This window comes from Leptolyngbya sp. CCY15150, from assembly GCF_016888135.1.
GTDB lineage: Bacteria > Cyanobacteriota > Cyanobacteriia > RECH01 > RECH01 > RECH01.
On record NZ_JACSWB010000217.1, the window covers coordinates 77,752 to 104,397 of the forward strand.

Here is a 26,646-nt window from a genome sequence, read left to right on the forward strand (position 1 = left end):
GGGGTTGGCCAGGTGAACCAGGTTTGCGGTGCATCCCATCGGAATTCTCTTGCCATTCCATAAAGAATGCCTCCGCGCCCACCCACCATCGACCAAACGGCCCAAGTTGGGTTCAGCCCAGAGGACACTCAAAAGATGTTGCCAAGATGAGCCGAATAATCCGCACAGAAAGCGCATCACCCACACCGACCTTGACCAAGGTTATCCTGCATCCCGCCCTACTTAGGACATGGATTGAATGATGTAGTCAAAATAAGGAGCCGCTTCAGACGCATCTTCTTCACTGAGCAGTGCTAGAGACGCATTCTTCAGGCAGCGCACAGCTTCAACCATGCCAGGAACCGGAACCCCAAGGGAGTTGTACATTTCCCGAACACCAATCAAGCCAATGCTTTCAATCGGCTCTTTAGATCCACACAAGACTCCATAGGTAATCAGGCGCAGATACCAGCCATAGTCTCGGAGACAAAGGGCCCGCTGTCTCTGTCCATAGGCGTTACCACCTGGAGCAATAAAGTCAGGACGTTTGCGCCAGAGCTGCTTGCTGGATTCTTCTACAATTTTTCTCTCATTTTCAGACAGGGTTGTGACGATACGAATTCGTTGCTCACCCGTCTGAAAGAAGCTGCGCATGGTGCTCAGTTCGCCACTGCTGGGGTAGCGAAGTTCATCATCGGCATTGAGAATGACTTGGCTAACTACACTCATAGTTATCGTAGGAATTTTGTTGAAATGACTAGATTATCAGTAGTCTAGCGATTATGAGAGCCAGAAGAAAGGAACATCCGCATCAGGCGATCGCTAGGGTATCAGTCCCTATCGTCTCACTAGTCGAGTATTTTGCCAAAGTTATAACGAACACTAGCTTGAAAAGTCTGGAGAGCAGGCGATCGCTGTCTATCGACCAACCTGCTCTAGGCTTGATATCCCTTGGGTTTCACGCCAAGGATCGCGATTGGGGCAGCGATCGCTTTTGTCTAGAAATGTTGCGAAACATTGCGAACCTCTCACGAAAGCGATCGCCCCAGGCTCCTAACCTTCCTTGGGCACAAAGGTAAGGGCTGCCGAGTTCATGCAGTAGCGCTGCCCGGTGGGGGCTGGGCCATCGTCAAACACGTGCCCCAAGTGGGCTCCACAGGACGCGCAGACCACTTCTGTGCGCACCATGAAAAAGGTGCGATCGCTTTCTAGACCCACATGCTCGTCTTGGATGGGAGCCCAAAAGCTGGGCCAGCCGGTGCCGGAATCAAACTTGGTCTCGGAGCTAAACAGCTCGGTGCCACAGCAGACACACTGGTAAAGTCCAGCTTGTTTGTTGTCGTGGTAAGCTCCGGAGAAGGGCGGCTCGGTACCTTTTTTGCGGGTGACTTTAAATTGTTCTGGGGTCAGCAGTTGCTTCCACTCGTCGTCGGTTTTCTGAACTTTCTGAATCATGATGCGTTCTCCTATAGGTGGCAGGATCGTTCGTGATCGCCTGCATTTAAATCGTTCTACTTGAATTGTTACAAATTTTGAACCCTGGAGGCGAGTCATCGCTCTACCGACAGCGATCGCCTGTCCTGTTTTGCCCCGTTGTATGCCCGATTTTATGAAACACTCTCAGCAGGCAGATGCCCGCACCCTAGCATTTCTAGCCCTCAAAGCTATCCAAAACGGTGGGTTTGCCAATGTGATTGTGGATGATGTGCTCACCCAATCGCCCTTGCCCGATCGCGATCGCCGCTTGGTGGCAGAATTGGTCTACGGCAGCGTCCGTCGCCAGCGCACCCTCGATACCTTGATCGACCAATTGGCCAGTAAGCCTGCCAGCGACCAACCGCCCGATCTGCGGCTGATTCTTCACCTAGGGCTCTATCAACTGCGGTATCTCACCCACATTCCAGCTTCAGCAGCGGTGAACACCACGGTGGATCTAGCCAAGCAGCAACGGCTGGGCGGGCTATCGGGGTTTGTCAACGGTTTGCTGCGTCGCTATACCCGCTTGGCAGAGACCGGCGTAGATCCCTTACAACTCCCCGAGGAAGCGATCGCCCGTCTGGGTGTGCAGCACAGCTATCCTGATTGGATCGTACAAGTCTATATGGATCAGCTCGGGTTAGCGGCCGCCGAAACTCTGTGTGATTGGCTCAACCACCCGCCTAGCCTAGATCTACGGGTGAACCGTCTACGGGCCTCCGTGGACATCGTCCTCCAAGAGTTTCAGCAAGATGGTCTAGAAGCCGAGCCTGTTCCCCATCTTCCCGATGGCATTCGCCTGCGCGGCGGTGCGGTGCGATCGCTGCCGGGATTTCAAGAGGGGCTCTGGACGGTGCAAGACAGCAGCGCTCAGTTGGTCAGCCATTGTTTGGATCCCCAGCCAGGGGAAGTGGTGATCGATGCCTGCGCAGCTCCTGGCGGCAAAACCACCCATATTGCAGAACTGATGGGCGATCACGGTACCGTGTGGGGCTGCGATCGCTATGCCAGTCGCCTCAAGCGTATTGACCAAACGGCCCAACGCTTGGGGCTAACCTCGATTCAAACCTGCCTGGGGGACAGCACTCAGATGGAGCAGTTTATCGACCAAGGCGATCGGGTGTTGGTGGATGCCCCTTGTTCTGGTCTGGGTACTCTCCACCGCCATGCCGATGCCCGCTGGCGACAAACGCCTGAGAGCGTTGAGGCGTTGGTGCTCCTACAACAGCAGTTGCTCACCCAGGCAGCTACCTGGGTAAAGCCTGGCGGTTATCTGGTGTATTCCACCTGTACCCTGCATCCAGCAGAAAACCAAGGTGTCGTCCAGCAGTTTCTCGCCAACCATCCCCATTGGCAGCTTCAGTCGTTATCATCCATGGCGATCGCCACGCCCTATGACTCGTCAGCAGGGTGGCTCACGGTTTGGCCCCATAAGCATCACATGGATGGCTTTTTCATGGCCAAACTGCAGCGATCGCCCGCGTGATCTCCTCCGTAGCAGAGGACGATAGGCCCAGGATCAAGATTGATCCGATGGACTCGAATCGACGTCACTACTCACCTTCGGCACAATGTCAGGACGCTCCGCATCTTCCCAACCGGGCGGACGCTTGGAGTTATACCAGGCAATGGAACCAATGGCAACCGCAGCAATAAATCCCACAACGTATACCGCTGTAAAGGCAACCGGAAACTGAGAAGCTGTCGCGGTTGCATCCATTAATACAATCATGGTGTATACCAGTCCTTAATGAGTCAGCCCTACCATCCTAGGAGATGCCCCTGAGTGAGTCATCTCCCCTTAGTTCTATTCCCTAGTATCCCAGATTCACGCCGAGGGCGATCGCTATTGGAGGGGAGCCGACTCCAACCCAGGCTCCACAGGCACCGGAGCCCCTGACGATTCAGGTGCAGGGGGCGGCAGATCGAGCGCTGGCACTTCGGGAGGCACATCTACCGCAGGCGGCTCCTCAACAGGCGGCGCAGACTCGCCCTCACTGAAGCTATCTTGGGGGGCAGGTGCCGGTGCAGAGTCTGGCGGCGGACTATAGCCCTGATCCGCAGGCTCTTCATAGCTTGGTGCCGCAGGCTCTTCAGACCAACTTCCAGAGGAAGCCGGCGGACTAGAGCTAGAAGATGCCGACGGAGTTTGTACTTGACCACGAACAGGCTGGGCTTCAACCGTGGGTGTTCGGCCCTCAAGAGGGGGTAACTCAGGAAAGGACTCTACCGGCAGGTCGTCTACAATGCGACTCATGAAGTCATGCCAGGTGAGGGCAGCGGTAGCGCTAGATCCCCATGTCCGAGTACTGTCATCATTGCCCAACCAAACCCCGGTAACTAACTGAGGGATATAGCCAACAAACCACAGATCCCGATAATTTTCTGACGTCCCTGTCTTGCCGGCCACCGGACGCCCTGGGAGAGAGGCATTGACGCCCGTACCATTTTGCACCACTCCCTGCAGCATCCAGGTGACAATGGCAGCAGTATCTTCGCCAATCGCCCGCTCTGGCGCCACCTCGGCTTCATAAATCACCGTGCCGTACCGGTTGGTGACGCGCAGAATACCGTGGGGATCAGCATGGAGCCCTTCAGCCGCCAAGGTGCCATAGGCACTGGTCATTTCCAGCAGGTTCACCTCCGAGGCACCCAGCGCCATGGAGTAGGTCGGCATCAAGGCGGATTGAATACCCATTTTGGTCGCCACCTCCACCACCGGAGAAAAACCAACATCAATCAGGGTCTTCACGGCTACGACGTTGATCGACGAAATCAGGGCATCACGAATGCTGATCGTTCCTCGAAAACTACGGCCATAGTTTTGGGGTTCGTAGCCATCGACCTTAAACGGCGCATCTTCGTAGGTTTTGTACGGAGACATACCACTAGCGATCGCCGTCGCATAGACAAAGGTTTTGAAGGTCGATCCAGGCTGGCGCTGGGCTTGGGTGACTCGGTTAAACTGACTATCGTCAAAATCGGTACCACCCACCATGGCTTTAATTTCGCCCGTGCGTGGATCGAGGCTCACCAGCGCTGCCTGTTCAAAGGCTTCATAGGTGCCATAGTTGGCAATGGCATTCTCGATGGTTTCTTCCGCAATCCGCTGCCACTCTAAATTCAGGGTGGTTTCGATCACCAGCCCTCCTAGCTCAAGCTGGTCTTGGGAAATGAGCTCCGGCAGTTGCTGCTGAATGTAGATGGTGAAATAGGGAATCTCACTGTTGAAATATTTAGGCTCACTTGGATTGAGCGTTAACGACTCAGCGATCGCTGCATCTCGCTCTGCCGGAGTAATGAACTCAGCTTCAACCATGCGGTTAAGCACCACATCTCGCCGCTGCAGGGCCAACTCAGGATTCACCAACGGTGAGTAGTCGGTGGGAGCGGGGGGCAGCCCAGCAATCAGCGCGGCTTCCGATAGGGTCAGATCCTCTACAGACTTACTGAAATAGACCCAGGCCGCATCCGCCACACCATAGGCTCCAGAGCCAAGATAGACCAGGTTGAGATATTGCCCTAAGATGCTATCCTTCTCCAGCTCTTGCTCCATTTTTTGAGCTAAAAGAGCTTCCCGCAGCTTACGTTCATAGGTGCGGTCTTGGTCGAGGAACACAATGCGAGCAAGCTGTTGGGTGATCGTGCTAGCCCCTTCTACAACTTCTCCCACCCGGATATTCGTGCGCGCTGCCCGCACGATCGCCCAGTAGTCTACGCCGTTGTGCTCGTAAAAGTTTTTGTCTTCGGAGGCAATAAACGCATTGACGAGCCTATCCGGCATGGCATCAAAAGCCACCTTTTCCCGGGTTGCAGGGCCAATGGTATGCAAAATAGTGCCGTCATCAGCCTGGATGGTCAGCGTGCCATCCCGAGCATAGGTGAGCACATCAGCGGCATTGGGCAGGTCTCGACGCACAGACTCCAGCATGCGCACCGTCGTGAAGTAGCCACTGCCTGCAACACCGACCACCACACCTAGGCTCGCACAAAGCCAGTACCGTCTATCAAGACGCTTGGGCCGAGGGGACGGAGATCGACGACGCGATCGCTTCCCTCGAACCGAACTGGATGCCGGACTCGATGCCGTATCAGACACTTGGGCATCCGCTAGGTCAGCGGGCGATCGCTCAGCGCGGGCCGACCACAGGGATCCAAACCAGGAGAGTTTGGGGGTATTAGGACGATTCATACCAACCACCTGCGACTGTTTGGTCTGTTTATCACGACTGGGATGCCCCTTCAGCCTCAATTGAAACGTCTTTAGCGTTGTAAGGAAGTTTGTCACTAGAAATTCCTGCAGGTCTCACGGTTTATGGAGTATGGCTTGAAAGCCTTCCAACAAACTCAAGCGACTGAATCACTTAATGTTAAGCAAGGTGCAATCTAGAAGCATAGCCACATCCTAGGTTCCACAAGCATTCCTGATGTCACAATCGCTTCTAGCCTAGCTCACTCAGGTGCCCAGCCTACTGAATAGAGCAGCTTAAAACTCCAGCGTCAGGAAACATGAGGTTGTATATGGCTGTACCTTAGCCCACGGCATTGACCTTACGGTATTGATCTAGACTATCGATTGAAAATTTAGCGAATTATGAACTTGGTTTTCAAAGTCTTAACACTATGAAGTATTAGTGTATCTTGTCTAGCCCCCTGCAGAAAGATCTCATGGTTCAACGGCTGGGTTCAGTCCGAGGATAGTCTGTTTGGCTAGGATGGGAGCATTGACCGATGGATTACGGGTTTCAGACACCTTAACCCGTTGCCAAGCATGGAGAGGCGATCGCTTCTATCTCCCTGATGGTGTCAAGATGTTGTGACGCTAGTTGAGTCTATGAGTGCATCAGAACCAAGCAAGAACCATGGAGCCATTCAAACCGGTGGACTAGGGGGGCTGGTGGCTGGCTTTAGCTATCCCCTGAGGGCGATCGCTTTCCTGCAACAGACCCCGCGCCTAGCCTGGTATGTTTTAATTCCCATCCTCATCAATGTGATCGTCGGCGGCACCTTCTACACTTGGGCCCTTTCAGCAGGCTTTAACGGCATTGACGGGCTGATGGCCGGATTGCCCGACTGGGCACGATTTCTGGAACTGCTCCTGCGGGGCTTACTGGCGATCATCTTGTTGATTGCCACAGGCCTGCTGCTGCTGCAATTTGGCGGCATTCTGGGTTCGCCCCTCTACGGCAGGCTATCGGAGGAACTAGAAATTCTGCGCACAGGCCACAAAGCCGAGGATGTCCCTGGCATTGGCAGCATTGTGCGGGATATTTGGCGGGCCATTTTGTTTGAGCTCAAAAAACTGGTGCTGGTGATCGGGTTAGGACTGCCGCTGTTTTTCGTGGGCTGGTTTCCCGGCATTGGCACAGCGATCGCCACCGTGGGCAGCATTGGCCTAGGGGTGACCATTGTGTGTTTAGACTTTTTTGATCCGGCCCTCGAACGCCGCCGCCTGCGATTTCGCGACAAGCTAGGCTGGGTGCGCCGCAGTTTTCCGGCTAGCGCCACCTTTGGCCTAGTCAGCCTGGGGCTGGTGAGTATTCCCTTCGTCAACCTGTTGGCCATTCCCCTTTGCATTACGGCAGGCACCTTGTTTTTCTGCGATCGCATCTTGCCCAAGCTAGAACCGGGCGATCGCAACTAGTACCGCAAGATAGAAGAACGAAGACAGAAAAACGAAAAAGACTGCTAGGACACACAAGGATTCCTGCTTTAGCAACTAGTCGGGTTACGTCCGCCTCAGAGTACTAGCCATCCCAACGTTCCACCAAGGTGGAAATCCCTAAGCCACCGCCTACGCCAATCAGCGCCAGGCCGCGCCACGCTCCCGGCGAACGATGGCGAACCAAGTCGGTAAATAACCGCGTCATTAAAATCGCCCCCGAGGCTCCGTAGGGATGGCCCAGGGCGATCGCACCGCCGCCAGGATTCACCAACTCGGGCGGAATCTCCAAGACATCTAAGCAAGCTAAAACTTGGGCGGCAAAGGCTTCGTTAAACTCCACGTGGTGTACCTCTGACCAGGTGAGCGCCGGGTGGCGGTGCAGGAGTAATCGAGTTGAGGCTACGGGGCCGATACCCGCCAGATTGGGATCCACGCCGGCGATCGCCGCATCCACAAACCGTAGCCCCTGACGAATGCCCAAGGCGCGACATTGCTCCTCCGCCATCATCAACACCGCCGCTGCTCCATCATTGATCGGGCAAGCGTTCCCCACGGTCACGGTTCCCTCAGGACTAAACACCGGCGGCAGCTTTGCTAATCGTTCTAGGGACAGATTAGCCCTAGGACAGTCATCGTCGATCACCCTGGTTTGGCTAGACAGGGACACGGGCACTCGTTCTAGCGCAAAACGTCCTGCCTGCTCCGCCGTGATCGCCTTCTGGTGACTCTGGAGAGCGTAGGCATCCTGGCGATCGCGACTAATACCGTAGGTTTGTGCCACCTCGTCTGCCGCTGCACCCATATCGGGATCACCGATGGCCTCCGGAGCAAAGCGGGCCCGATGGGTGAACCGAGGCAGGTCATAGAGGGATGCGGGCTTCTCAATCCGCCAAGGTGCCGTACTCACGCTTTCCATACCGCCAGCCATGTAGCAATCGCCCGCCCCTGATTGAATCAGCCGAGCTGCGAGATTAATGGCCGCCAACCCCGAGCCACACTGGCGATCCACCGTTAGCCCCGGCACCGACACCGGAAAACCCGCCGTCAGCACCGCCAGCCGGGCCGGATTGCCCCCTGGGCCCACGGCATTACCCAGCACCACATCCGCCACCCCATCGGGGCCCAGCCCCACATCCTCTAGCAAGGCCCGCAGCACCGGAGCCGCCAACTGCTCCACCGACAGCGATCGCAGCGATCGCCCCACCCGCCCAATCGGGGTACGTCGGGCCGCCACAATAATCGGCGCACGACTCATCGCAGCACCTCCAGATCTGGCGTAGCCTCTAGGAGCCATTGTCGCAGCGCTAGACGATCCAGCTTGCCGCTCGGGGCGATGGGCCAGCGGGAGGTGGTGTAGAACTGCTGAGGACAGTGGGCACGGGGCACCTGGGTGCGCATCCAGGTCAACAACTGTCGCCGCGTCGGTCGTTCTGCTCCCTGCCATGCCAGCACCGCCACCAAGCGATCGCCCCGCTGCTCATCCGGTACGCCGACCACCACCGCTTGGCGAATGTCTAACCGCTGCTCTAACACCTGCTCAAGCTGCCGAGGATAGAGCGTCAAGCCGCCGGTGGTGAGGCGATCGCCCTGCCGTCCGGCCAGATACAGCCAACCTTGGTCATCCAGCCAGCCGCGATCGCCCACCGTGGCCCAATCCCCAAGCCAGCGCAGCCCCTCCGATTCGTTTGCCAAATACCCCAGGCTGACCATGGAACTTTGGATGGCAATCCAGCCCACCTCCCCTGGTTCACAGCGATCGCCATTGTCCCGCAACACCGATAGACGAACCCCCTCCATGGCCCGGCCCACGGATGCCGACGGCGGCGACTCCTGAGATGACCGCAGGCTGACAAAACTTAGCTCGGAAGCACCGTAGTAGGCATAGGTCACCGCCTTCGGAAAAACGGCCGCTGTGGTTGCAGCCAAGGACGCCGGACAGCGGCCGCCCGCACAAATCACGCCGCGCACCGAGGGATATACACTGCGCCGCCGTTCTGCCAAACGAGCGATCGCCCCCACCATGGTGGGCACCCCCACTAGATAGGTGATCGCCGCCTGATCGAGCAGGCGCAAGCCTTGGCGGACGCTGAAATTGGGCAATAGGTATAGGGTTGCCCCCGCCTGCAAACTATCCACAGCGGTGAACAACGACAGGCTGTAGGCCAACGAGCCAGGCACCAAGACGCGATCGCCCGCCCCGATGCCAAATTCCTGACGGCTGACCGCAAAGCTATCGATCCAAGACTGGTGGTGGCGCAGGATGCCCTTGGGTAGACCAGTTGTTCCCGAGGTAAAGCCAATGTAGAAAGGCGTATCGGGGGCGATCGCTGGTGGCGTAAACGTCTTTTCCCGTAAGTCCCAGACCGTATCGACATTCCACACCAACAGCCCCGGCGGCAGATGATCGGCAAGCGCAGCCATCCCTTGGGTATCCGTCACCAGTAAATCTGGCGGGTAGCGGTGCAGAGTAGCCTGGAGCTGAGCTGGCGACCAGTCGGGATTCAGCACCATGGCCACGCCGCCGATCAGGGCCGTAGACCAGAAAGTGACTAAGGTTTCCAAGCGATTGCCCAGCAGCAAACCGACCCGCAGAGAACAGGCCGCCAGCCGGGCATCATGCCAACGATCCTGGCGCGCCACGGTCTGCAATCGAGCTGCCATCTGCTGGAGCCGCTGACCCAGATCGCCATAGGTATAGGTGCGATCGCCCATCACCACTGCCGGGCGATCGGGCCAAGTTTGAGCCACCCGTAGCAATCCATCTGCGATCATCATTTAGCGCTTCAAATCCGGCATCGCTCGCCACACCGCCTGCAGAGTCACACTGGCTAGCACCGCCTTCACCACATCACCGGGAATAAAGGCCGCCGACCCTGCGAGAGCTTGAACAAGGGACAACTTCGCCGCCACCGCCAGCCAGGGCACGCCAATGGCATAGACCACGCCCAGACCACCGATGATGTTGATGGCGATCGCTTTCGGTAAATGGGGACGACGACAGAAGCGCTCCATCAGCCAACCAATCACCGCCGCCGCCACAGGAAATGCCGCCACGAAGCCCCCCGAGGGCCCGAGAAACACGCCCAAACCACCGCGCCCACCGGGCAACACGGGCAAACCAATGGCAACCAGTACCACAAACACCAGCAGCGCCAAGCCACCCCGCTTACCACCCAGGATGGATCCGGCTAGCATCACCCCCAGGGTTTGGGCCGTAATGGGCACCGGCAAGCCCGGCACCGGCACCGGCGGCAGCAGGCCAAGCACCGCCGTTAGGGCTGCAAAAAGCCCCACATAAACTAAATCAAGAGTTTTCATCGCTAGGGCAACCGTAGTCTTCGCGGGTTAGACTATAGCGCAAATGCGATCGCCAATTCTACGACCCTAGGGGCAGGGCGAATCATCACAGGGCAGGTCTGGGGTGGAACTGCGGTGGAGCTGCTTTTCCAAAAACACCAGCAAGTCTGCCACCGTGCTGGGTGTGAGTTGATCGAGGCGATCGCTAATGTCCACACCAAACCGTCGGCAAAAGTCATCACACAGACAAAGCTGCCAATCAAACCAGCAGACATGGGCCCACTGCAGGTCATCATCGAGGCGATCGCTGGGCCGCAGCCGCGCCACCTGCAAGCCCGAATATTGCTCTAAATGGGTATAGGCAAAGCTAGCCACCGCCCGAGAAATGCCCCACGACTCCCGCAGGACAGCCGCCCACTTATCTAGGCTGAGGGGAGAGCGATCGCCCAGCCAACTGTTGACCCGCCGTCGAATCCGTAGGTCAGGACTGAGAGCTTGGTAGGTGGAAACATTGCGAACTAGATTTCTAAACTTTTGCCACATAACCGGAAGGACGCCTCGCGCTACGCCGGACCCTTTCCTTCAGTGTGCCCAAATTGTCATAGAACTCTCAAATCAGCGCCCTGTATCTTGTCTGCCCCTTGTTGAGCCCTTGATGAATCGTCCATGACATCCCCCCAACAACGCACCGATACCAGCACCAAGCTTTGGGTACTACGTCAATTCCGATAGCTCCACCACATTGCCATCGGGATCATAAGTGAACAACGCTGCCCGCCCTGAAGCACTGCGCTGCACCGGATAGCCCTGCGCCGTCAGATGATCCGCCGCTTCATCCACGCTTGCGACCGCAAAGGCTACATGGCGATTTCGTCCCCATTTTTGGCGATTGTGCAGTCCATTGGGCACTTGCTCATCCACCATCAAATGCACCTGATACTCACCTAATTGATACCAAGCTCCTGGGTAGTTGAGCGATCGCTCTACCTTAGACAAGCCCAAGATATCGCCATAAAACTGCTCTGCCTGCGCCAAGTCAGAGACCAATACAGCGGTGTGTAACGGTTGCAGAATCGTAATTCCCATACATAGCCCCCCATGAATAGTACAGATTCCAGATCGTCTATTAAGGTTCGATGAGACCGATGAACCTGGAACATTTGAGATTGATTTGATACAAACTATCCCCGTAGATGCTCGGACTACCCATTCGATTTAGGCGCGATCGCACCCCAGAGTTGCGGATCCTACGCTAGCGATCGCCCAAGGAGAATGGCACACTAGACAACGATACAAAATTCACGAATTGTCTAGAACTATTTGTCAGAACTATGAGCCTAAACTCAGTATCCCTAGTCGGACGGGTCGGTGGAGATCCAGACGTGAAGTATTTTGAATCCGGTAGCGTGGTCTGCAATCTGACCTTGGCCGTCGATCGCCGTCGCCGCAATTCGGATGACCCCGACTGGTTTAGCCTAGAAATGTGGGGAAAAACCGCTGAAGTCGCTGCCAACTATGTGCGCAAGGGCAAGCTAATTGGCATTACCGGCACCCTTAAGTTTGATCACTGGACGGATCGAAGCACAGGTATGCCCCGTACTCGCCCCGTCATCCGGGTCGATCGCCTAGAGCTGCTCGGCTCCAAGCGGGAAGATGCAGCTATGAGCGCAGGCCCCGGCCAGAGCTATGACGAATTCTAGGCACCCGGCTTGGTTGAATCCGATTTGATTAAATCTAAATGGAGCTAAGGAGATTCGAACTCCTGACCCCCTCAATGCCATTGAGGTGCGCTACCAACTGCGCTATAGCCCCGTTTTGTGCATCTCCCATGATGCAGTGAAGTATGAGGATTCGTCAAGCCCTAACGCCAAAAAAATCCGTCAGCCGTCCTACTAAAGGTTCATCTCCGTGCGATCGCCTCTGATTTGTCCCCCCGATTCGCGGTAAATTCTTCGAGTACCCTGTTTTTGAGCGATCGCACGTCTTAGCCTATGACTTCCTCGTTACCCGACCAGCCCAATCCATCCACCGATGGCGCGGCCCCCACCCCCGAAGACTTGCAGACCCTCATCACTGCCCTGCGCCGCAAGGAAGGAAACTGGGTGCTGTGGGGCCAATGGTGCCAAACCCTGCAAAAGGCAGGGCGATCACCCCAGCAAATTTTTGAAGAGACTGGCTTCGAGCCGGCCCAGCAAAATCAGATTATTGTTGCCGCCCAAGTCTATGGCTCCATGGTGGAGGTGGGCATCTCGCCGGAGGTGCAGGTCTATTTTGAGCAGCGGGGCAGCGATAGCCTCTACGAATTTCGCATTTTGAGCCAGGAAGACCGGGCCGCCGCCGCCACTCTCGTGCTCCAGCGCGGCATCGACTCGGAAGGATCGCGGGATGTAGCTAAGGCCATGAAGGAGTTTTCTCGATTCTCCACCCTACCCAATGGCTTTTCCACCAAAGCCGGAGACGCCGTTGCCTACAGCTACTACAAGCTAGCCCGCCAGCAGCCAGACTTAGCGGAGCGATCGCGCCTGATTGCTCAAGCCTTGCGCTTCGCCGACACCGATGATGCCCGCCAGCAGATTCAGGAGCTGTTGATGGAAGGAGTGCAGATGCGATCGCGCTCCGCTCCCTTAATTTCGGTCTATCGCCTAGAAGAGGACGATGAACTGCCTCGGGTACTCCCTGTCGCTGGACGGATGCCCCTCACCTTAGACGACTGGAAAGCCGTGCCCATTGTTGAAGCTGAGGGCAGCTTCCGCGTGGTGCCCTTCAACGGAAGCGGTGCCTGGGTTGCCTTGCCTGGCTGGTCTGTGGTGCTCCATGCCGATGACCCGGTTGCCATCCTGGCCCAGAGCGATCAACTGCCACCGCCCCTCGATACGAAATCTGAAGAGGTGCTGGTTTTGGTCGATCGCTCCCAGCGTGACTGGCAAGCAGACAGCTACTTTCTCGCAGCGGAAGACAACCACCTCACCGTCCAGTGGTTCGAAAGCCCTCCTGAGCATCCGCTTTTAGGACGGGTGTTGCTAGCTGTCCGTCCTAAGAAGATCTTGGATGAAGACTACGTCAAAGATCCTTGGCAAATCGACGAGTAGGCAGCCGGAAGTCCCATAGCTCGAAAGCCGGTAGGGCGAGCACTGCCCGCCCTACCACTACGACTCTAGGGAGAATCGTTGGTTTAGCCTTCGCCGAGTACTCGGTTCACACAGGTATCGACAATGGCATCAAATTCTGCAGGAGGCTCCTGCCCTTCGCGGATGTCTTGATCGACTTGTGCAAACTCATCAAAGGTATAGAGAACTTCAATTTCGTCTAGGGTGCAAGCGCAATAATCACCGGCTTGTTCTGGCGTAGCACCCGCCTGCACAGCCGATGCCTCGCAGCTTTCTAGGAAACTAGATCTCGCCTCTTCCGGATAGGTATTGGCGTCACCGCTAGCAACAGGTTCTTCCTCCGGAGCAGCTTCTTCAGTAGCATCTGGTTCAGGCGTCTCAGCCGTGCTTGTATCGGGTTCAGGAGCCGCCGCCTCGTCATTGACAGGCTCTTCAGTGGTGACATCAGTATCAGGTGTATCTGCTTGATCCGTTTCTCCAGCACAGGCCGGGGCGATCGCCAGCAAAACACAAGCACCAAGCATGGACAAATATTGTCGAGTCGTCATAATGTTTTTTTGTTAACCCTATGCAGTGAGTCGGACAGAACCTCGCTCCCAAAAGCGGATGCTTGGCTGATTAGCCAAGTCAAGAATCGCTAGTGTTGAATTAAGCCATCCCACATTAAAGTATTTGGGGATGGAAGTGCAAACATCAGACAATCTTCGCGGATTTAGGCAGTCATACCTGCATTCAGGAACGCCAAGCCACCTAGGGCTGAATTCTGTAGGGCGATTCAATCGGCTCCGCCTCGCCCTTGAGCACGAGGGCTTGATAGACCATACTGATAATTTCCGCGCGGGTTGCGGGGCGATCGGGCTCTAGCGCTAGGGTTTCAGGATCACCCACCACCAATCCGGCCTCCGTAACCGCCGCCACCGAGGGAATTGCCGATTCCGGAATCTGGTCGCGATCGCTATAGATGCCAAGCACCTCATCGAGCGGTCGGGTCGAGGGTTCCAGCGATAGCCCTCGATTCAACGATTGAAAAAGTTGGGCGCGGGTTAAACCATCCTCTGGATAGAACCGATCCTCTGCATCTCCCGCCAAAAAGCCTGATTTCACCGCCGTCTCAATGGCATCTAGGGCCCAGTAGTCGTCTGGCACATCTGCAAAGTCTGGCGCAACTCGACGTTCTGGCTGGGGTAGAGAGACATAGAGCAAGGACGCATAGTCAGCACGACTCATGGGTTGCTCAGGCTGAAAGGTTTGCCCTGGCAATGGCTCTACATAGCCGAACTGCACCATCTGGTCGATAAATGGCTTGGCCCAATAGTCATCAGGCACATCGACCAAGACGATCGCTCCGCCCCTAGCGGTTGCAGATGCTGAACGGCCAGCGGAATTGGTAGACCAATCTTGACGACTACGCGCACCTTGTAAATGAGCGATCGCCAGCCCCGTGCGGCTTGGTCTGGATGTTGTTGGCAAACTCGTCGGCGATGGGGGACGCTGCATCTCAGCCCTAGGGCGGTCTTCATCCGCCGCTGCTCCAACGGTCGGGTCCATCACCCTATCCTCAGCCGGCGACACGATGAGCGACTCTCCCGGAGCGATCGCCAATAGGTCATCGAAATGCTGGGCCATCCCCCAAACCATCACGCCTCCGACTGAAACGAGGGCCACCACCACGGCTACCCATTCATCTAATCCACCACGGCGATCGGAAGACGATTGAGATTCGGGGGACATAGGCAACACCGCTGCGCATCAACGCCAGTATTATGGCCCAGATCTGTACCAAATGCCAGCGCCAACATCTGGGCCTAGCAGAACCTAGGAGCGGGACGCATACTGACGAGATTCGACGGAGGCCGCCAGGGTTTTGAGCATGGTCACCGTGGTATCAAAATCGACACAGGCATCGGTGATGCTTTGCCCATAGACCAACTGACGGCGATCGCTACAGATTTTTTGGCTGCCAGCTACCAGATGGCTTTCGATCATGACACCCATCAGGTGCTTAGAACCAGCCTTCACCTGAGCCGCAACGCTCTCTAGCGCATCCACCTGTCGGCGATAGTCTTTTTGAGAGTTGCCGTGGCTGCAATCCACCATGACATGGGAATTCAGCCCCAGTCCTGCCAGCTTCCCAGCGGCCGTCTCCACATGGGTGACATCGTAGTTGGGCCCTGTACTGCCGCCCCGCAAGACGAGGTGACCATCGGGATTGCCGGTGGTGGCGACGATACTGGCTAAACCATCGTGATTGATGCCTAAGAAGCGATGGGGCTGACTAGCGGCCAGCATGGCATTGGCAGCAATATGCAAACTACCGTCGGTGCCGTTCTTATAGCCAATGGGCATGGAAAGCCCCGAAGCCATCTCCCGGTGAGTTTGGCTTTCGGTGGTACGCGCCCCGATCGCTGTCCAGGAAATAACGTCAGCAATATATTGAGGAATGATTGGATCCAGCAGCTCTGTAGCAGATGGCAGACCCAATTCAGCTAGATCTAACAGCAGCTTCCGAGCTAGGCGTAATCCTGTATTGATGTCATAGCTGTCATCTAGGTGGGGATCGTTGATCAGACCTTTCCAGCCCACAGTGGTGCGAGGCTTTTCAAAATAGACCCGCATGACAATCTCAAGCTGATCCTGCAGCTCAACCCGCAGACGTTCTAGCCTTTGCCCATAGTCGTAGGCTGCCTCTACGTCATGAACCGAGCAGGGCCCCACAATCACCAACATGCGGTGATCTTCGTGGCGCAGAATGTTCCGAATGCGATCGCGTGTGGACTCAACGAGGGTAGCAGCCTGCTCGGTAATAGGCTGCTCGTGGTGAATCATCGCCGGGCTAATCAGCGGGCGAGTTTCTACCACATGGAGGTCGTAGGTCTTATGCATAATGTCGTTGGTCGAAATTGCAGAGGGGTTCTAACGAAATGACAGGCGGTGGAACCAGATAGTTCTATTGTGGGCGCTTTTGGGGCGGAATCCAACTGAATTCGTCCAAGCTTTACCCAAACAAAACAATGCCCTCGCAGACGTAAGGGATCGATGTTGCACCATGGCTTTTCAGCGATCGCCCATGACCCACGCGAGCAGGCCCAAAGCAATGACAACCCCGATGGACGTTGGCAGATGAAGGACATCCAACAACCGCAGCGGTAGATATACCAAGACACCCGTGATGCTAAGGGCGATCGACAACAGGATCATCAGACCAACTACCATGAGCTATTCCTCATATCCAGTGTCGATGTCAATCGTTAAGGTTTCTTCATCAATCCGAATGTACAGGACATTAGGACGACAACAAACCTGACAGTCTTCAATGTAAGACTGTTGATTCCCGCCACTCAAGTCTACAAATGTTGAGTTCATCTCGCCACAGTAGGCGCACATATAGTCGGACGTTGTTTGCATAGCGTAGGTTAGGTCGTGCAATGGCCGTGGGGTTGTCGCGCGCTGGTCGCCCGGGCGCGATTGGAACTGGCATGGGTAGGGTCTTCTTCGTATTGTTGCCCATGCCTGGATCATGTCGGAAGACAGGAGGGCGATCGCGCTTGAGTCCTGGTTGCCCATACCTAGACTGTCACAAAAGCTAGATGGTCATAGAAGCCAGGAGGGCGATCGCCCCGGATCTGCCATACTGCCATAGAATCCGTGGGCAAATCGTGTTTGTCCCCTTAGACTTGAATTGATCTAAACTCTACGTCTAGCGCTGGGTGGATGATGTTCCTCCCTATTCAGCGTTGAGGTTCTTCTAGGCTTAGGCAGCGATCGCCCCTGGGGGCAGCTCCACCCCAGCCGATTACCCCTAGGCAGACGTCCACTATCTCAGCCCTTGTTTAGATTCGCTTTCACGCTACCGGAGAGGATTTGCGGTCATGTTCGACCTGCTCACCCGTGCCCTGTTGTGGCTGTTAGTTGGAATTGGTCTATGGTATTTATTCAACAACCTCATTCCAAAAAACTACCTCACATGGCTAGGCGGGTTTGTGCTATTTGCGGCTATTTTTCTAGCCTTTCGAGATCCCAATGATCGAATCATTTCGACGGTTTGGACTATTCTATCCTTCCCGCTGCGGCCTCTAGGGTTGGCGATCGTGCTGCTGGTGAATGCCGCTAAACGCAAAGCCTGGAAAGACATGGCCGCCCGAGAAGCCTCCATTGCCCTAGCCATCTTGCTCATCTGTAGCATCCCCGTTGTTCCCTTTTGGTTATCCAGCCAGATGGAAGCATCGATCATGGCGGAGGCCAACCCATCGGAGCTCATTGTTCGCCGAGGCGAGACCCCCCTGCCCGTACGCGGCATCGTTGTCCTTGCCACCCGCATCACCCAAAGCTCCCTCGACCCGGTGCAGCCCATTCGCTACATCAACTCCGATGATCGGATCGGAGCGCCCCTGCGGCAACGCCTCGACCATGCCGCCCAGATCTATGGGCAAGTGATTGCCATCCAAAATCCATTTCCCCGAGTGATCGTCAGCGGGCAAATTGGCGGTGATACTGAAGCTAACAGCATTCAAAACTTCTTGGTGAGTCAGGGGGTACGTCCGCGCGACGTTACGGTGGATCGCAGTGGCGCAACGATTTACCGCAGTGCTGTCAATACCAATGAAACCTTTGGCAATCAATCGGGAGTGGTGATTTTGGTGGCCCCTTCCCTTACGCTGCGCCGGGCAACAGCGACCTTTGCCAAGATCTATCGCCCAAGCGATCGCCTCGTGCGTCCTATCCCCACCGACTTAATTCAATTTCAGCCTAGTTCCGGCAGTATTCCGATTCGGGTGACCGATCTCTTACCGAGCGTCGAAGCGCTGGCCTTAACAACCTATATTATTGATGAGTATCTCACCTCGATCTACTACTTTTTACGAGGATGGGCCCAGCTTGATTACCCCCTCAACTATGCCAATTGTTGTGGGTTATAGGGTCACGAAATGTCCCAAGCGGCCCAGGATGCCAAGCGGCAACAGCAGAGCATAAGGAACGCACGGAGAGCATGGTCACGTTTTTGTTGGAAGTTGGAACCGAAGAACTACCCGCTAGCTTTGTTGGGGAGGCGCTAGAGCAGTGGCGATCGCGGATTCCGGCAAGTCTCAGTGAGCAGTTTCTCACCAGCGATCGCATCGAATTTTACGGCACCCCTCGGCGTCTGTCCATGGTGATCCAAGGGCTACCGGTTCAACAACCCGATCGCCAAGAGGAGATCAAAGGTCCTTCAGCCCAAGCCGCCTATAAGGATGGCCAACCCACCAAGGCGCTGCAGGGCTTTGCGCGATCGCGGGGAATTTCCATCGACGACGTCGAAATTCGCACCACGGAGAAGGGCGACTTCGTCTTTGTGCAACAAACCATTCCAGGGCGACCAACGGCAGATTTGTTGACCGAGCTGATTCCTAACTGGATTTTGAAGCTAGAAGGACGGCGCTTCATGCGCTGGGGCGATGGTGATCTCCGCTTCCCGCGCCCGATCCGCTGGCTGGTGGCCCTCTTGGATGACGCCGTCCTGCCCCTCACCCTCGATAACGCCTCGGAGCATTGCAGCAGCGATCGCCTCTCCCAGGGCCATCGCGTCCTCCATCCAGAACCGGTGGTGATTCCCACCGCAGCCGACTATCTGTCTTGCCTAGAAGCTGCATCCGTGCAGGTAGCGGTGAGCGATCGCCGCCAGGCCATTGAACAGTCGATTCATGATCTCGCCACATCCCTGGGCGGCACAGCCCTGGTGAATCCTAGCCTCTTGGCTGAAGTGACCGACCTGGTGGAATGGCCCACGGCGATCGCTGGCTCCTTTGACCCAGCCTTCTTGGAACTGCCGCCCGAGGTGATTATCACCGAAATGGAAAGCCACCAGCGCTATTTCCCTGTGCTCAAAGCGGCTGGCTCCAGCGACCTGCTGCCCTACTTCATCACCATTTCCAACGGCGATCCCGCCAAGTCAGCAATCATCAGCGCCGGCAACGAGCGAGTGCTGCGGGCCCGCCTGTCGGACGGCAAGTTTTTCTTTGATGCCGATCGCACCCAGCCTCTAGAGGCCTACCTACCACGCCTCGACAGCGTCACCTTCCAAGAAGATCTGGGCTCCGTACGCGAGAAGGTCAACCGCATCACCCGCATTGCTGATGCCATTGCCGACCAGCTCGATCTATCCCAGGGCGATCGCACCGAGGTGCAGCGCAGTGCCCTGCTGTGCAAGGCCGATCTGGTCACCCAGATGGTGGGCGAATTTCCTGAACTGCAAGGCGTCATGGGCTCCCACTACGCGATCGCCAGCGGTGAATCGCCCGCCGTGGCCCAGGGCATCATGGAACACTATCGCCCCAAAGGAGCTGGGGATGCATTGCCCACCAGCCTCACCGGCCAGGTCGTGGGCTTAAGCGATCGCCTCGATACCCTCGTCTGCATCTTCGGTCTAGGGCTTTTGCCCAGCGGTTCCTCCGACCCCTTTGCCCTGCGGCGAGCCGCCAATGCCATCGTCCATATTACCTGGGGGGCAGAGCTGCCGATTCAGCTTAATAGCCTGCTAGAGCAGATTTCCACCGACTTTGCCGCCAGCTTCCAGCGCGACCATGCCGCCATCTTGCTCAGCCAACTGCAAGACTTCTTCTTACAGCGAGTGCGCACCTTGCTACAAGACGATTTGGGCATTGACTACGACTTGGTGAACGCCGTTCTGGGCGAAGGGGATGCCGACTATGGCGATCGCGCCCTGAGTAACCTGCTCGATCTCCGCGATCGCGCTCAATTCCTGCAGACTATTCGCCAAAACCATACCCTCGACGCCATTTACGAAACCGTCAACCGGGCGGCTCGTCTGGCTGCCCAGGGTGATTTAGACACCACCTCTCTCGATCCCCAAGACTGGGTGAATCCCAAGTTCTTCCAGCAGCCCTCAGAAACCGCCTTCTACGAAGCCTTGGTCACCCTGCTGCCCACCACCCAAACCGCCCTGGCCGAGCGCGACTATCAGCGATTGGTAGACGCCCTCACTGAAATTGCCCCAGTGGTGCGCGACTTCTTTGATGGCCCCACCAGCGTACTGGTCATGGATCCTGACGCCAGTATTCAACAAAACCGTCTCAATCTGCTAGGGCTACTGCGCAATCATGCGCGGGTGTTAGCTGACTTCGGCGCAATTATCAAACCCGCCTAGGAGCGATCGCCCATGCCCGAATTTCCTTGGTCAACGGACGGCAGTACTATTCTGGCTCTAGCCGTCCTGCATTGTGTGATTGGCGTTACCGCCGCCTTGGTCGCTCAGCGACGCGGCCGACGCTTGGGCAACTGGTTAATCCTCGGCTTGATCGGCGGCACGGCGGCCCTAGTCGCCGCTTGCTTGGTACCCGCTAAACAAGACTAGGAAACCCAGGAACCCTCTCGCTGATCGAGAGCGGGGGTAGGCGGACTCAATTCAAGGAAGCTAGGGTGCCGGATTTCGACTGCGCCCAACCCTCTTCTCATCAAGAGTTGAGCATTGAGCCATGGAGCAACGTCGAAGAACCGTCATTTGGATGAATCCGCTGATGAATCCGCTGGCTTATCGTCTTGATTCCGCCGTCGATATTTCTTCGCCTTCGCCTGCAAATCTTGGAAATAGTCTGTTTCAGTAATCTCAGCGACTTCCTGGGATCGTTTGGCTTGGTTAATTTCAATGCGTAACGCCTTCACCTGATCTTTGAGTTGCTTTTCGCGGGTGACCACTTCCTGCACCATACGCTGGAAGATTTTCGCCAATTGTCCTAACTCATCCCCTCGCGTCGCCACCGTTTCTAGGCGCTCTTGATGGGTACGCAGCTCCTCCGATTGATCGGTCTCCCCACTGGTCAACTGCTGAGACACCCGAGCCAGATCTTGAATGGGGCGAATTACCGTGGGTTTGAGCAAATTATTCAGGGCAAGAATGGCGATCGCAAACACTCCCAAAAACACCCCCATGACCATCACGGATGATTGGCGAGCGGCCTGAAATACGTCATCCGCCGGTACATAGACCACCTGCACCCCAGCAATGGAATCTAGCTCCCAGCCAAAGCCATTCTCCCGACCATAAAGATCTAGCATGGCCAGGGGTGCATCCTCTGGACGACCATGGCATTCTAGACAGCTTGGGTTTTGAATCGCGATCGGACGAGCACTAAAGAAAAAGGAGCCTTGAATCGGCAAGGTGCGGAAATCTGACATCTCCCGTTCCTCAGGATGTTTCTGAAAGAACCGAATTAGATCCATTTCAAAGTCATCCGCCTGATCCATGGGATTGGTGGGGTTAAACATGGCCTCCTTGTAGGCAACCTCACTAAACCCTGATTGCTCATGCAGCATTTCAAAAACCCGACGGGACGAATAGGAGGGCACCGTCTGGGGCAAAAATTCATCCTCGCTGAGAGGGGCCTGCAGCAGTTCCCGAACTTCGCGATCTGTATAATTTCTTACTGAGTCAATGGTTTGCAGCAACACCAATCCCTGGGAGGCCACCTGGTTTTCGGCTTTGTGTTGCAGGGCATTGGATAACACCAAACCACCGATCGCACTTCCCAAAATAAACACCGCGAGGAGAAGGGCAGAAAATTTTGAGCCCAGTTTTAGCTGGCTGAAGCGGAATGATGAGGACATGGCGTTTGAGGGGCGATACAACAGAGCAAGGACAATCAACTAGACAAACCATAAGACCATTAATGCTGGCAGTATTAATGCTTACAGTAACCCTGACTCAACCCATCGGCAGTCGGTACCAAAAATAGCGAAGCATTGTGTTGTTCATAGTGTAGCTTTCATCTGGAGTACCGCGCGATGGCCCACGGCGATCGCCCCCATCCTCCCTAGAAAGGGAAGCAGGGGTGGAACTTCCGTCTTGCTTTTATCCGTCTACATAGGTTGGCGACTGAGATCCAGACGCAAAGGGATGCAGCTTTATAAAAGGTTGGCTATTGTAGTGGCACGATGGGGGCTCATGTAGGGTCGATGCATGACCGATGATGCGCCCCATGTCTACTGAGCTATGGGATGTGTCAGTGTCAACCCCATTAATCTACCCGATGGACGCGCGATGAACTACCAACTAATTTCCGTTTCTGTACTAAGTATGACGATGTGGGTCGCTGGAGGCTCCCTGCCCAGTTTTGCCCAAACCATGGAGGAAACCCCTCCCGCCGTACAGCCCATCCCCTCGCCAGCCGAGTCAGACTATCGCCGAGGGATCAACGATTTAGACCAAGGAGACTATGACAACGCGATCGCTCACTTCACCGAGGCGATCGCTCTTGATCCATCCTACGCTCCAGCCTATGCTGCTCGGGGAACGGCCTACCTCGCTCTGGATAATCTACAGAGTGCCCAAGCTGACTTCAACCAAGCACTTGCTCTGGATCCAGACAACATCATGGCCTACCAGGGTCGCGGCAATGTCTACACCCGTCTAGAGCGCTATGCCGACGCCATGGCTGATCTTGAAGATGCCCTACGCCTCGATCCCTCTGCCCCTCTGAGCTACCTCTACCGTGGCATCCTCTACGCCAGTATGGGTGAACATCGCCTGGCGATCAGCGACTTTAACGAAGCCCTGACCCTACAGCCAGACTACCCAGAAGCCCTCGTCTACCGAGGCTCTAGCTATACGGCTCTCGGCAACCGGGATGCGGCGATCGCCGACTACAGCCAAGCGATCGCCCTGCGCCCTCGCTACACCGAAGCCTATATCAACCGAGGTCTTGCCTACTACAATGCAGGCAACCTAGAAGCAGGAGCTGCTGACTTCAATGAAGCCATCCGCCTCGATAGCAACTCTGCCAGCGCCTACCTCAACCGCGCCTATGTCTTTTCCGCCGGTGGCAACCTGGCCGCTGCCCTCAGTGACTATGATGCTGCCCTGGCCCTAAATTCTAACTATGCAGAAGCCCACATGGGTCGTGGGTTAGTCTTATCCGCGACTAATAACCCCGCTGAGGCGATCGCGGCCTTCAGTCAAGCGATCGCCCTCCGCAACGACTACACCGCTGCCTACAAAGCTCGGGGGGACGTCTATCTGAGTATTGGCGATGCGGCCAATGCTCTCAACGACTTTGATGCTGCCATTCAGCGCCAGGCAAACTATGCCGAAGCCTACCAAGGGCGCGCCAATGCTCGGTTAGCGCTAGGCGACACCAGCGGCTCCATGGCCGATCTTACCCAGGTAATTGCCCTAGATGGCACCAATGCTCGTGCTTATCTCGATCGCGGTTCGCTCCGGGCCGGCATGGGTGATACCGCCGGAGCCATTACAGACTATACAAGCGCGATCGCCAGTAATCCCCAACTTGGTGATGCCTACTACGGTCGTGCTTTATTGCAGGTGGAATTGGGAAATCTCAATGCGGCTATGCAGGACTTTGAAACCGCCTCTACCTTATTTCTTGAAATGGGTATGGCAGGTCGGTATCGCGACACTTTGGAGCAAATGCGGGCGTTGCAGTAGCCAGTTACGACTCAAATAAGCTTGGGGGGACTGGTGAACGGCACAGTCCCTTTTTTTGTGGGGGGGGGAGCGATCGCCGGAGATGACGTTATGAATACCATTTGAGGACAAGAGGCAGCAGTTGACGAAGATACTGGAGGAGCAGTTTGCTAAAAGTGCGAAACTAGAGGTAGCGATTCAACAAGACTTGACCCTATTGAGAATATAGAAGCATGACAAACAAGACGGGCTTAGGCATCAAGGAGCTGCTGTACGATAGGCGATCGCAGATTCTGGCGATCGCTGAAAAGCATGGCGCTTATAACGTGCGAGTGTTTGGCTCAGTAGCACGGGGGGAAGCCACTGACAAGAGTGATATTGATTTTTTGGTGGATTACGATTTGGAGAACATCACACCTTGGTTTCCAGGTGGGTTGTTGCTGGACTTAGAACAGCTTTTGAACCGCAAGGTGGATATCGCGACAGTGGACATGTTGAAGGAGCAGATTCGCGATCGCGTGTTGCACGAGGCTGTAACGCTATGAGGCGTGAGGCGGAGCGGCTACAGGATATTCTGGAGGCGATCGCAGCGATCGAGCAATATACCCGTCAAGGACGGCAAACATTTGATGAACAAGAGTTAATTCAGGTTTGGGTAGTGCATCATCTTCAGATTATTGGAGAGGCAGCAAATTTGTTGTCGGCTGATTTGATAAGTCAGTATCAGGAGGTGCCATGGGCACAAATTGTAGCGTTTAGAAATATTGTGGTACATGAGTATTTCCAGGTATCACTGAATTTGGTCTGGTCGATTGTTCAGAATAATTTGCCGCTGTTAAAGGTGACCGTGGAAAGGATGGTTCAGGAGCTTTGAAATCCATGAAGCCAAAAAAGCGATCGCACCATATCTCACAACAAGCATCGCCAACAATACTAGAGGAGCAGTTTACTGACTGTGCCAAACTAGAAGTAGCGACTCGACAAAACTTAATCATATTGGGAATGTAGCGATATGACGCTGAAAGAAAAACTGATATAGGAACTTGAAAAATTGACAGAGGCAGAGTTAGCGAAAGTGCTTGAGTTTGTACAAGTCCACGTTGTGGAGGCTACGCCAACGCTTAAAAACCACGCAGCTCAAACCGACACCAACCCAGTGTGGCAAGCTTACCTGGAATCGAAACGGGAGCGAGAGGAGGTGTATCGTCGTCTTGCAAACTCCTAGTTTCATTAATCAGGAAGACGTTCTGTTACTTCATACTGACCCGATTGAAAGTTTTGGTGGCACTCCAGGGCTACGGGATGCTGGACTCCTTGATTCTGCCCTAGCACAACCTCAAGCTACTTTTGCAGGTGACTTACTGCATCCTACTATTGAAGAACAGACAGCAGCCTATCTCTACCATTTGGCAATGAATCATCCCTTTATGGATGGCAATAAGCGAACGGCATTTGCGGTCATGGATACATTTTTGCGGGTGAATGGCTATGTGCTTACGCTAACAAATGAGCAGGCGCATAATTTAGTACTTCAGGTTGTTGAAGGGAAAGTGGATAAAGCAGGCTTGATCGTTGAGTTAGTAAAGGCAGTACGGGAGAGATGAGGATGGGTTGGGGGCATGGTCATTGATGCCCCCAGTGGTTTGGAGCTAACGAACTTGAGCGATCACCGTGCGGTGGCGTGGGGTGTTGGAGGTGATAGTTGGACGGGTGAAGCCTGCATCGTAGATGGACTGGGCTAGATCTAAGTTAAAGTAGTCATCCAGACAGGGCTCGGTGCTTTTGAGCAGCGTTAGGATATAGGGCGGCATTTGGGCATAGATATCCGACTGGGGGTTCATGTCCATAATGGCCAGGTGCCCACCGGGACGCAGAACTCGCCGCGCTTCTTGCAAAATGGCGATCGCTGCCGATTGGGGCAGTTCGTGGAACAGGAGGTGGGTCGAAACGAGGTCTACGGATGCATCCGGCAGTCCCGTCTGCTCAGCAGCGGCGTGAATCCAGCGAGGTGCGGGGGATCCAGCAGGGTGCTTGCGAGGAGTTTGATATTGGGCGATCGCCAAGAAATAGGGCGATAAATCGAGCCCCAGGAGCTGGGCATCCGGGAAAACTTGCTGGAGGGCAAAAGTGCTCATACCCACGCTACAGCCCAGATCGAGGATGTCCTTGGGCGGATTGGGCAACGCTGCTTTGAGAAGGGTGTGGTAGCTCTCCCGCAGCCGCGCATCGCCATCGGCAATTTCCTGCTTCGACCAGACGCGAGAATGTACCGCATAGGCAGCCACTTCTACTTCCATCGCCGGCTCCCAACCAAGGTTACCTTCTTCATAGGCATGAAAGGACTGCAGGTAATAGTCTGGATAGACGACCGCTGGATTGGTGACGGCTGCCAGCTCCGCTTCCCATTCTGGCGACAAATCCGCCTGTCCACCCCGCGATCGCAACTGAGCAACTTCCTGGGGCCAGTAGACGCCAATCAACTCGGCCCGCTTGATCATCATGGAGCGGGCGCGGCTTTTCGCAAGTTGGGCCAGGGGCTTGATGGACAAAATGCCATTCACCAGTTGAGACACTGGGCCAAGGGCGGAGGGGTTGGAGGTCGAAGGATTGAGAGCGGATGTCATAGGACGATAACGTGGAATAAAAACGGTAGTGAAAACGTAAATTGACAGAGAAGGGCAATACCATCTATCGCTAAACGATGTCTC

27 protein-coding genes and 1 tRNA gene are annotated in these 26,646 nt (G+C 55.5%); 11 read left to right on the plus strand and 17 right to left on the minus strand.

The window, feature by feature from the left end; translation table 11 throughout:
- Positions 1 to 222: 222 nt before the first annotated feature.
- Both apcD and msrB read right to left on the minus strand, forming a co-directional pair.
- Entirely contained in the window at positions 223 to 708 is a 486-nt protein-coding gene (gene apcD, locus JUJ53_RS16515; protein WP_204153132.1) for an allophycocyanin subunit alpha-B, read from the minus strand.
- A 324-nt stretch (positions 709 to 1,032) separates the two neighbouring features.
- The gene (gene msrB / locus JUJ53_RS16520; RefSeq protein ID WP_204153133.1) at positions 1,033 to 1,434 is read right to left on the minus strand and encodes a peptide-methionine (R)-S-oxide reductase MsrB; all 402 of its coding nucleotides are present in this window, start codon (positions 1,432 to 1,434) and stop codon (positions 1,033 to 1,035) included.
- A 154-nt stretch (positions 1,435 to 1,588) separates the two neighbouring features.
- On the opposite strand from msrB, the gene JUJ53_RS16525 reads away from it, so the two are divergent.
- Positions 1,589 to 2,941, plus strand: a complete 1,353-nt coding sequence (locus JUJ53_RS16525) for a 16S rRNA (cytosine(967)-C(5))-methyltransferase (protein ID WP_239125127.1) — start codon at positions 1,589 to 1,591, stop codon at positions 2,939 to 2,941.
- A 33-nt stretch (positions 2,942 to 2,974) separates the two neighbouring features.
- Here JUJ53_RS16525 and JUJ53_RS16530 read toward each other — a convergent pair whose 3' ends face one another.
- The gene (locus JUJ53_RS16530; protein ID WP_204153135.1) at positions 2,975 to 3,187 is read right to left on the minus strand and encodes a hypothetical protein; all 213 of its coding nucleotides are present in this window, start codon (positions 3,185 to 3,187) and stop codon (positions 2,975 to 2,977) included.
- A 114-nt stretch (positions 3,188 to 3,301) separates the two neighbouring features.
- Entirely contained in the window at positions 3,302 to 5,647 is a 2,346-nt protein-coding gene (locus JUJ53_RS16535) for a penicillin-binding protein 1A (protein ID WP_239125128.1), read from the minus strand.
- 642 nt (positions 5,648 to 6,289) lie between these two features.
- On the opposite strand from JUJ53_RS16535, the gene JUJ53_RS16540 reads away from it, so the two are divergent.
- Positions 6,290 to 7,099: an EI24 domain-containing protein gene (locus tag JUJ53_RS16540; protein ID WP_204153136.1), complete on the plus strand. Its 810-nt coding sequence runs from the start codon at positions 6,290 to 6,292 to the stop codon at positions 7,097 to 7,099.
- A gap of 103 nt (positions 7,100 to 7,202) precedes the next feature.
- On the opposite strand, the gene JUJ53_RS16545 is transcribed toward JUJ53_RS16540, so the two are convergent.
- The 5 genes from JUJ53_RS16545 to JUJ53_RS16565 form a co-directional block, all read right to left on the minus strand.
- Positions 7,203 to 8,375 (minus strand): thiolase family protein, encoded by a 1,173-nt coding sequence (locus JUJ53_RS16545; protein ID WP_204153137.1) that lies wholly within the window; start codon positions 8,373 to 8,375, stop codon positions 7,203 to 7,205.
- Positions 8,372 to 9,868 carry an AMP-binding protein gene (locus JUJ53_RS16550; protein ID WP_204153138.1) on the minus strand — a complete coding sequence of 499 codons (1,497 nt, stop codon included), beginning with the start codon at positions 9,866 to 9,868 and terminating at the stop codon, positions 8,372 to 8,374. Before JUJ53_RS16550 ends, JUJ53_RS16545 begins: the two co-directional genes overlap by 4 nt.
- Positions 9,869 to 9,895: 27 nt before the next feature.
- A complete protein-coding gene (locus tag JUJ53_RS16555; protein ID WP_204153139.1) occupies positions 9,896 to 10,438 on the minus strand; it encodes a biotin transporter BioY in 543 nt (180 codons plus the stop codon).
- Between the two features lie 66 nt (positions 10,439 to 10,504).
- Positions 10,505 to 10,960 carry a hypothetical protein gene (locus tag JUJ53_RS16560; protein ID WP_204153140.1) on the minus strand — a complete coding sequence of 152 codons (456 nt, stop codon included), beginning with the start codon at positions 10,958 to 10,960 and terminating at the stop codon, positions 10,505 to 10,507.
- 171 nt (positions 10,961 to 11,131) lie between these two features.
- Positions 11,132 to 11,497: a VOC family protein gene (locus JUJ53_RS16565; RefSeq protein ID WP_343327973.1), complete on the minus strand. Its 366-nt coding sequence runs from the start codon at positions 11,495 to 11,497 to the stop codon at positions 11,132 to 11,134.
- Positions 11,498 to 11,748: 251 nt separating this feature from the next.
- Here JUJ53_RS16565 and JUJ53_RS16570 point away from each other — a divergent pair, with 251 nt between their 5' ends.
- Positions 11,749 to 12,117, plus strand: coding sequence for a single-stranded DNA-binding protein (locus JUJ53_RS16570; RefSeq protein WP_204153142.1), 369 nt, complete (start codon positions 11,749 to 11,751; stop codon positions 12,115 to 12,117).
- A 39-nt stretch (positions 12,118 to 12,156) separates the two neighbouring features.
- On the opposite strand, the gene JUJ53_RS16575 is transcribed toward JUJ53_RS16570, so the two are convergent.
- Positions 12,157 to 12,229, minus strand: a tRNA-Ala gene (locus JUJ53_RS16575).
- Between the two features lie 179 nt (positions 12,230 to 12,408).
- On the opposite strand from JUJ53_RS16575, the gene JUJ53_RS16580 reads away from it, so the two are divergent.
- Positions 12,409 to 13,506, plus strand: coding sequence for a RuBisCO accumulation factor 1 (locus JUJ53_RS16580; protein ID WP_204153143.1), 1,098 nt, complete (start codon positions 12,409 to 12,411; stop codon positions 13,504 to 13,506).
- Between the two features lie 83 nt (positions 13,507 to 13,589).
- On the opposite strand, the gene JUJ53_RS16585 is transcribed toward JUJ53_RS16580, so the two are convergent.
- The 5 genes from JUJ53_RS16585 to JUJ53_RS16605 form a co-directional block, all read right to left on the minus strand.
- Positions 13,590 to 14,072 carry a hypothetical protein gene (locus JUJ53_RS16585; RefSeq protein WP_204153144.1) on the minus strand — a complete coding sequence of 161 codons (483 nt, stop codon included), beginning with the start codon at positions 14,070 to 14,072 and terminating at the stop codon, positions 13,590 to 13,592.
- 202 nt (positions 14,073 to 14,274) lie between these two features.
- On the minus strand, positions 14,275 to 15,255 hold the full coding sequence (locus tag JUJ53_RS16590) for an S-layer homology domain-containing protein (protein ID WP_204153145.1): 981 nt from the start codon (positions 15,253 to 15,255) through the stop codon (positions 14,275 to 14,277).
- An 84-nt stretch (positions 15,256 to 15,339) separates the two neighbouring features.
- Complete coding sequence (locus JUJ53_RS16595; RefSeq protein ID WP_204153146.1) at positions 15,340 to 16,407, minus strand: 3-deoxy-7-phosphoheptulonate synthase; 1,068 nt, start codon at positions 16,405 to 16,407, stop codon at positions 15,340 to 15,342.
- A gap of 171 nt (positions 16,408 to 16,578) precedes the next feature.
- Positions 16,579 to 16,737 carry a hypothetical protein gene (locus tag JUJ53_RS16600; RefSeq protein ID WP_204153147.1) on the minus strand — a complete coding sequence of 53 codons (159 nt, stop codon included), beginning with the start codon at positions 16,735 to 16,737 and terminating at the stop codon, positions 16,579 to 16,581.
- Positions 16,738 to 16,740: 3 nt separating this feature from the next.
- Complete coding sequence (locus tag JUJ53_RS16605) at positions 16,741 to 16,929, minus strand: CPXCG motif-containing cysteine-rich protein (RefSeq protein ID WP_204153148.1); 189 nt, start codon at positions 16,927 to 16,929, stop codon at positions 16,741 to 16,743.
- Positions 16,930 to 17,393: 464 nt separating this feature from the next.
- Here JUJ53_RS16605 and JUJ53_RS16610 point away from each other — a divergent pair, with 464 nt between their 5' ends.
- From JUJ53_RS16610 to JUJ53_RS16620, 3 genes are all read left to right on the plus strand, one after another.
- Complete coding sequence (locus JUJ53_RS16610; RefSeq protein WP_204153149.1) at positions 17,394 to 18,440, plus strand: YdcF family protein; 1,047 nt, start codon at positions 17,394 to 17,396, stop codon at positions 18,438 to 18,440.
- A 71-nt stretch (positions 18,441 to 18,511) separates the two neighbouring features.
- On the plus strand, positions 18,512 to 20,665 hold the full coding sequence (glyS, locus tag JUJ53_RS16615; protein WP_204153150.1) for a glycine--tRNA ligase subunit beta: 2,154 nt from the start codon (positions 18,512 to 18,514) through the stop codon (positions 20,663 to 20,665).
- 12 nt (positions 20,666 to 20,677) lie between these two features.
- Positions 20,678 to 20,872, plus strand: a complete 195-nt coding sequence (locus JUJ53_RS16620) for a hypothetical protein (protein WP_204153151.1) — start codon at positions 20,678 to 20,680, stop codon at positions 20,870 to 20,872.
- Between the two features lie 143 nt (positions 20,873 to 21,015).
- Here JUJ53_RS16620 and JUJ53_RS16625 read toward each other — a convergent pair whose 3' ends face one another.
- A complete protein-coding gene (locus JUJ53_RS16625; protein WP_204153152.1) occupies positions 21,016 to 22,122 on the minus strand; it encodes a DUF3365 domain-containing protein in 1,107 nt (368 codons plus the stop codon).
- A gap of 433 nt (positions 22,123 to 22,555) precedes the next feature.
- On the opposite strand from JUJ53_RS16625, the gene JUJ53_RS16630 reads away from it, so the two are divergent.
- The 4 genes from JUJ53_RS16630 (at position 22,556) to JUJ53_RS16645 (ending at position 25,542) form a co-directional block, all read left to right on the plus strand.
- Positions 22,556 to 23,959: a tetratricopeptide repeat protein gene (locus tag JUJ53_RS16630; RefSeq protein ID WP_204153153.1), complete on the plus strand. Its 1,404-nt coding sequence runs from the start codon at positions 22,556 to 22,558 to the stop codon at positions 23,957 to 23,959.
- A 212-nt stretch (positions 23,960 to 24,171) separates the two neighbouring features.
- Entirely contained in the window at positions 24,172 to 24,483 is a 312-nt protein-coding gene (locus JUJ53_RS16635; RefSeq protein WP_204153154.1) for a nucleotidyltransferase domain-containing protein, read from the plus strand.
- Positions 24,480 to 24,812, plus strand: a complete 333-nt coding sequence (locus tag JUJ53_RS16640) for a HepT-like ribonuclease domain-containing protein (protein WP_204153155.1) — start codon at positions 24,480 to 24,482, stop codon at positions 24,810 to 24,812. The genes JUJ53_RS16635 and JUJ53_RS16640 overlap by 4 nt, the downstream gene beginning before the upstream one ends.
- A gap of 337 nt (positions 24,813 to 25,149) precedes the next feature.
- Complete coding sequence (locus tag JUJ53_RS16645) at positions 25,150 to 25,542, plus strand: type II toxin-antitoxin system death-on-curing family toxin (RefSeq protein WP_204153156.1); 393 nt, start codon at positions 25,150 to 25,152, stop codon at positions 25,540 to 25,542.
- 45 nt (positions 25,543 to 25,587) lie between these two features.
- Here the strand turns inward: JUJ53_RS16645 and JUJ53_RS16650 are convergent, their stop codons facing one another.
- Complete coding sequence (locus tag JUJ53_RS16650) at positions 25,588 to 26,562, minus strand: class I SAM-dependent methyltransferase (RefSeq protein ID WP_204153157.1); 975 nt, start codon at positions 26,560 to 26,562, stop codon at positions 25,588 to 25,590.
- Between the last annotated feature and the right edge of the window lie 84 nt (positions 26,563 to 26,646).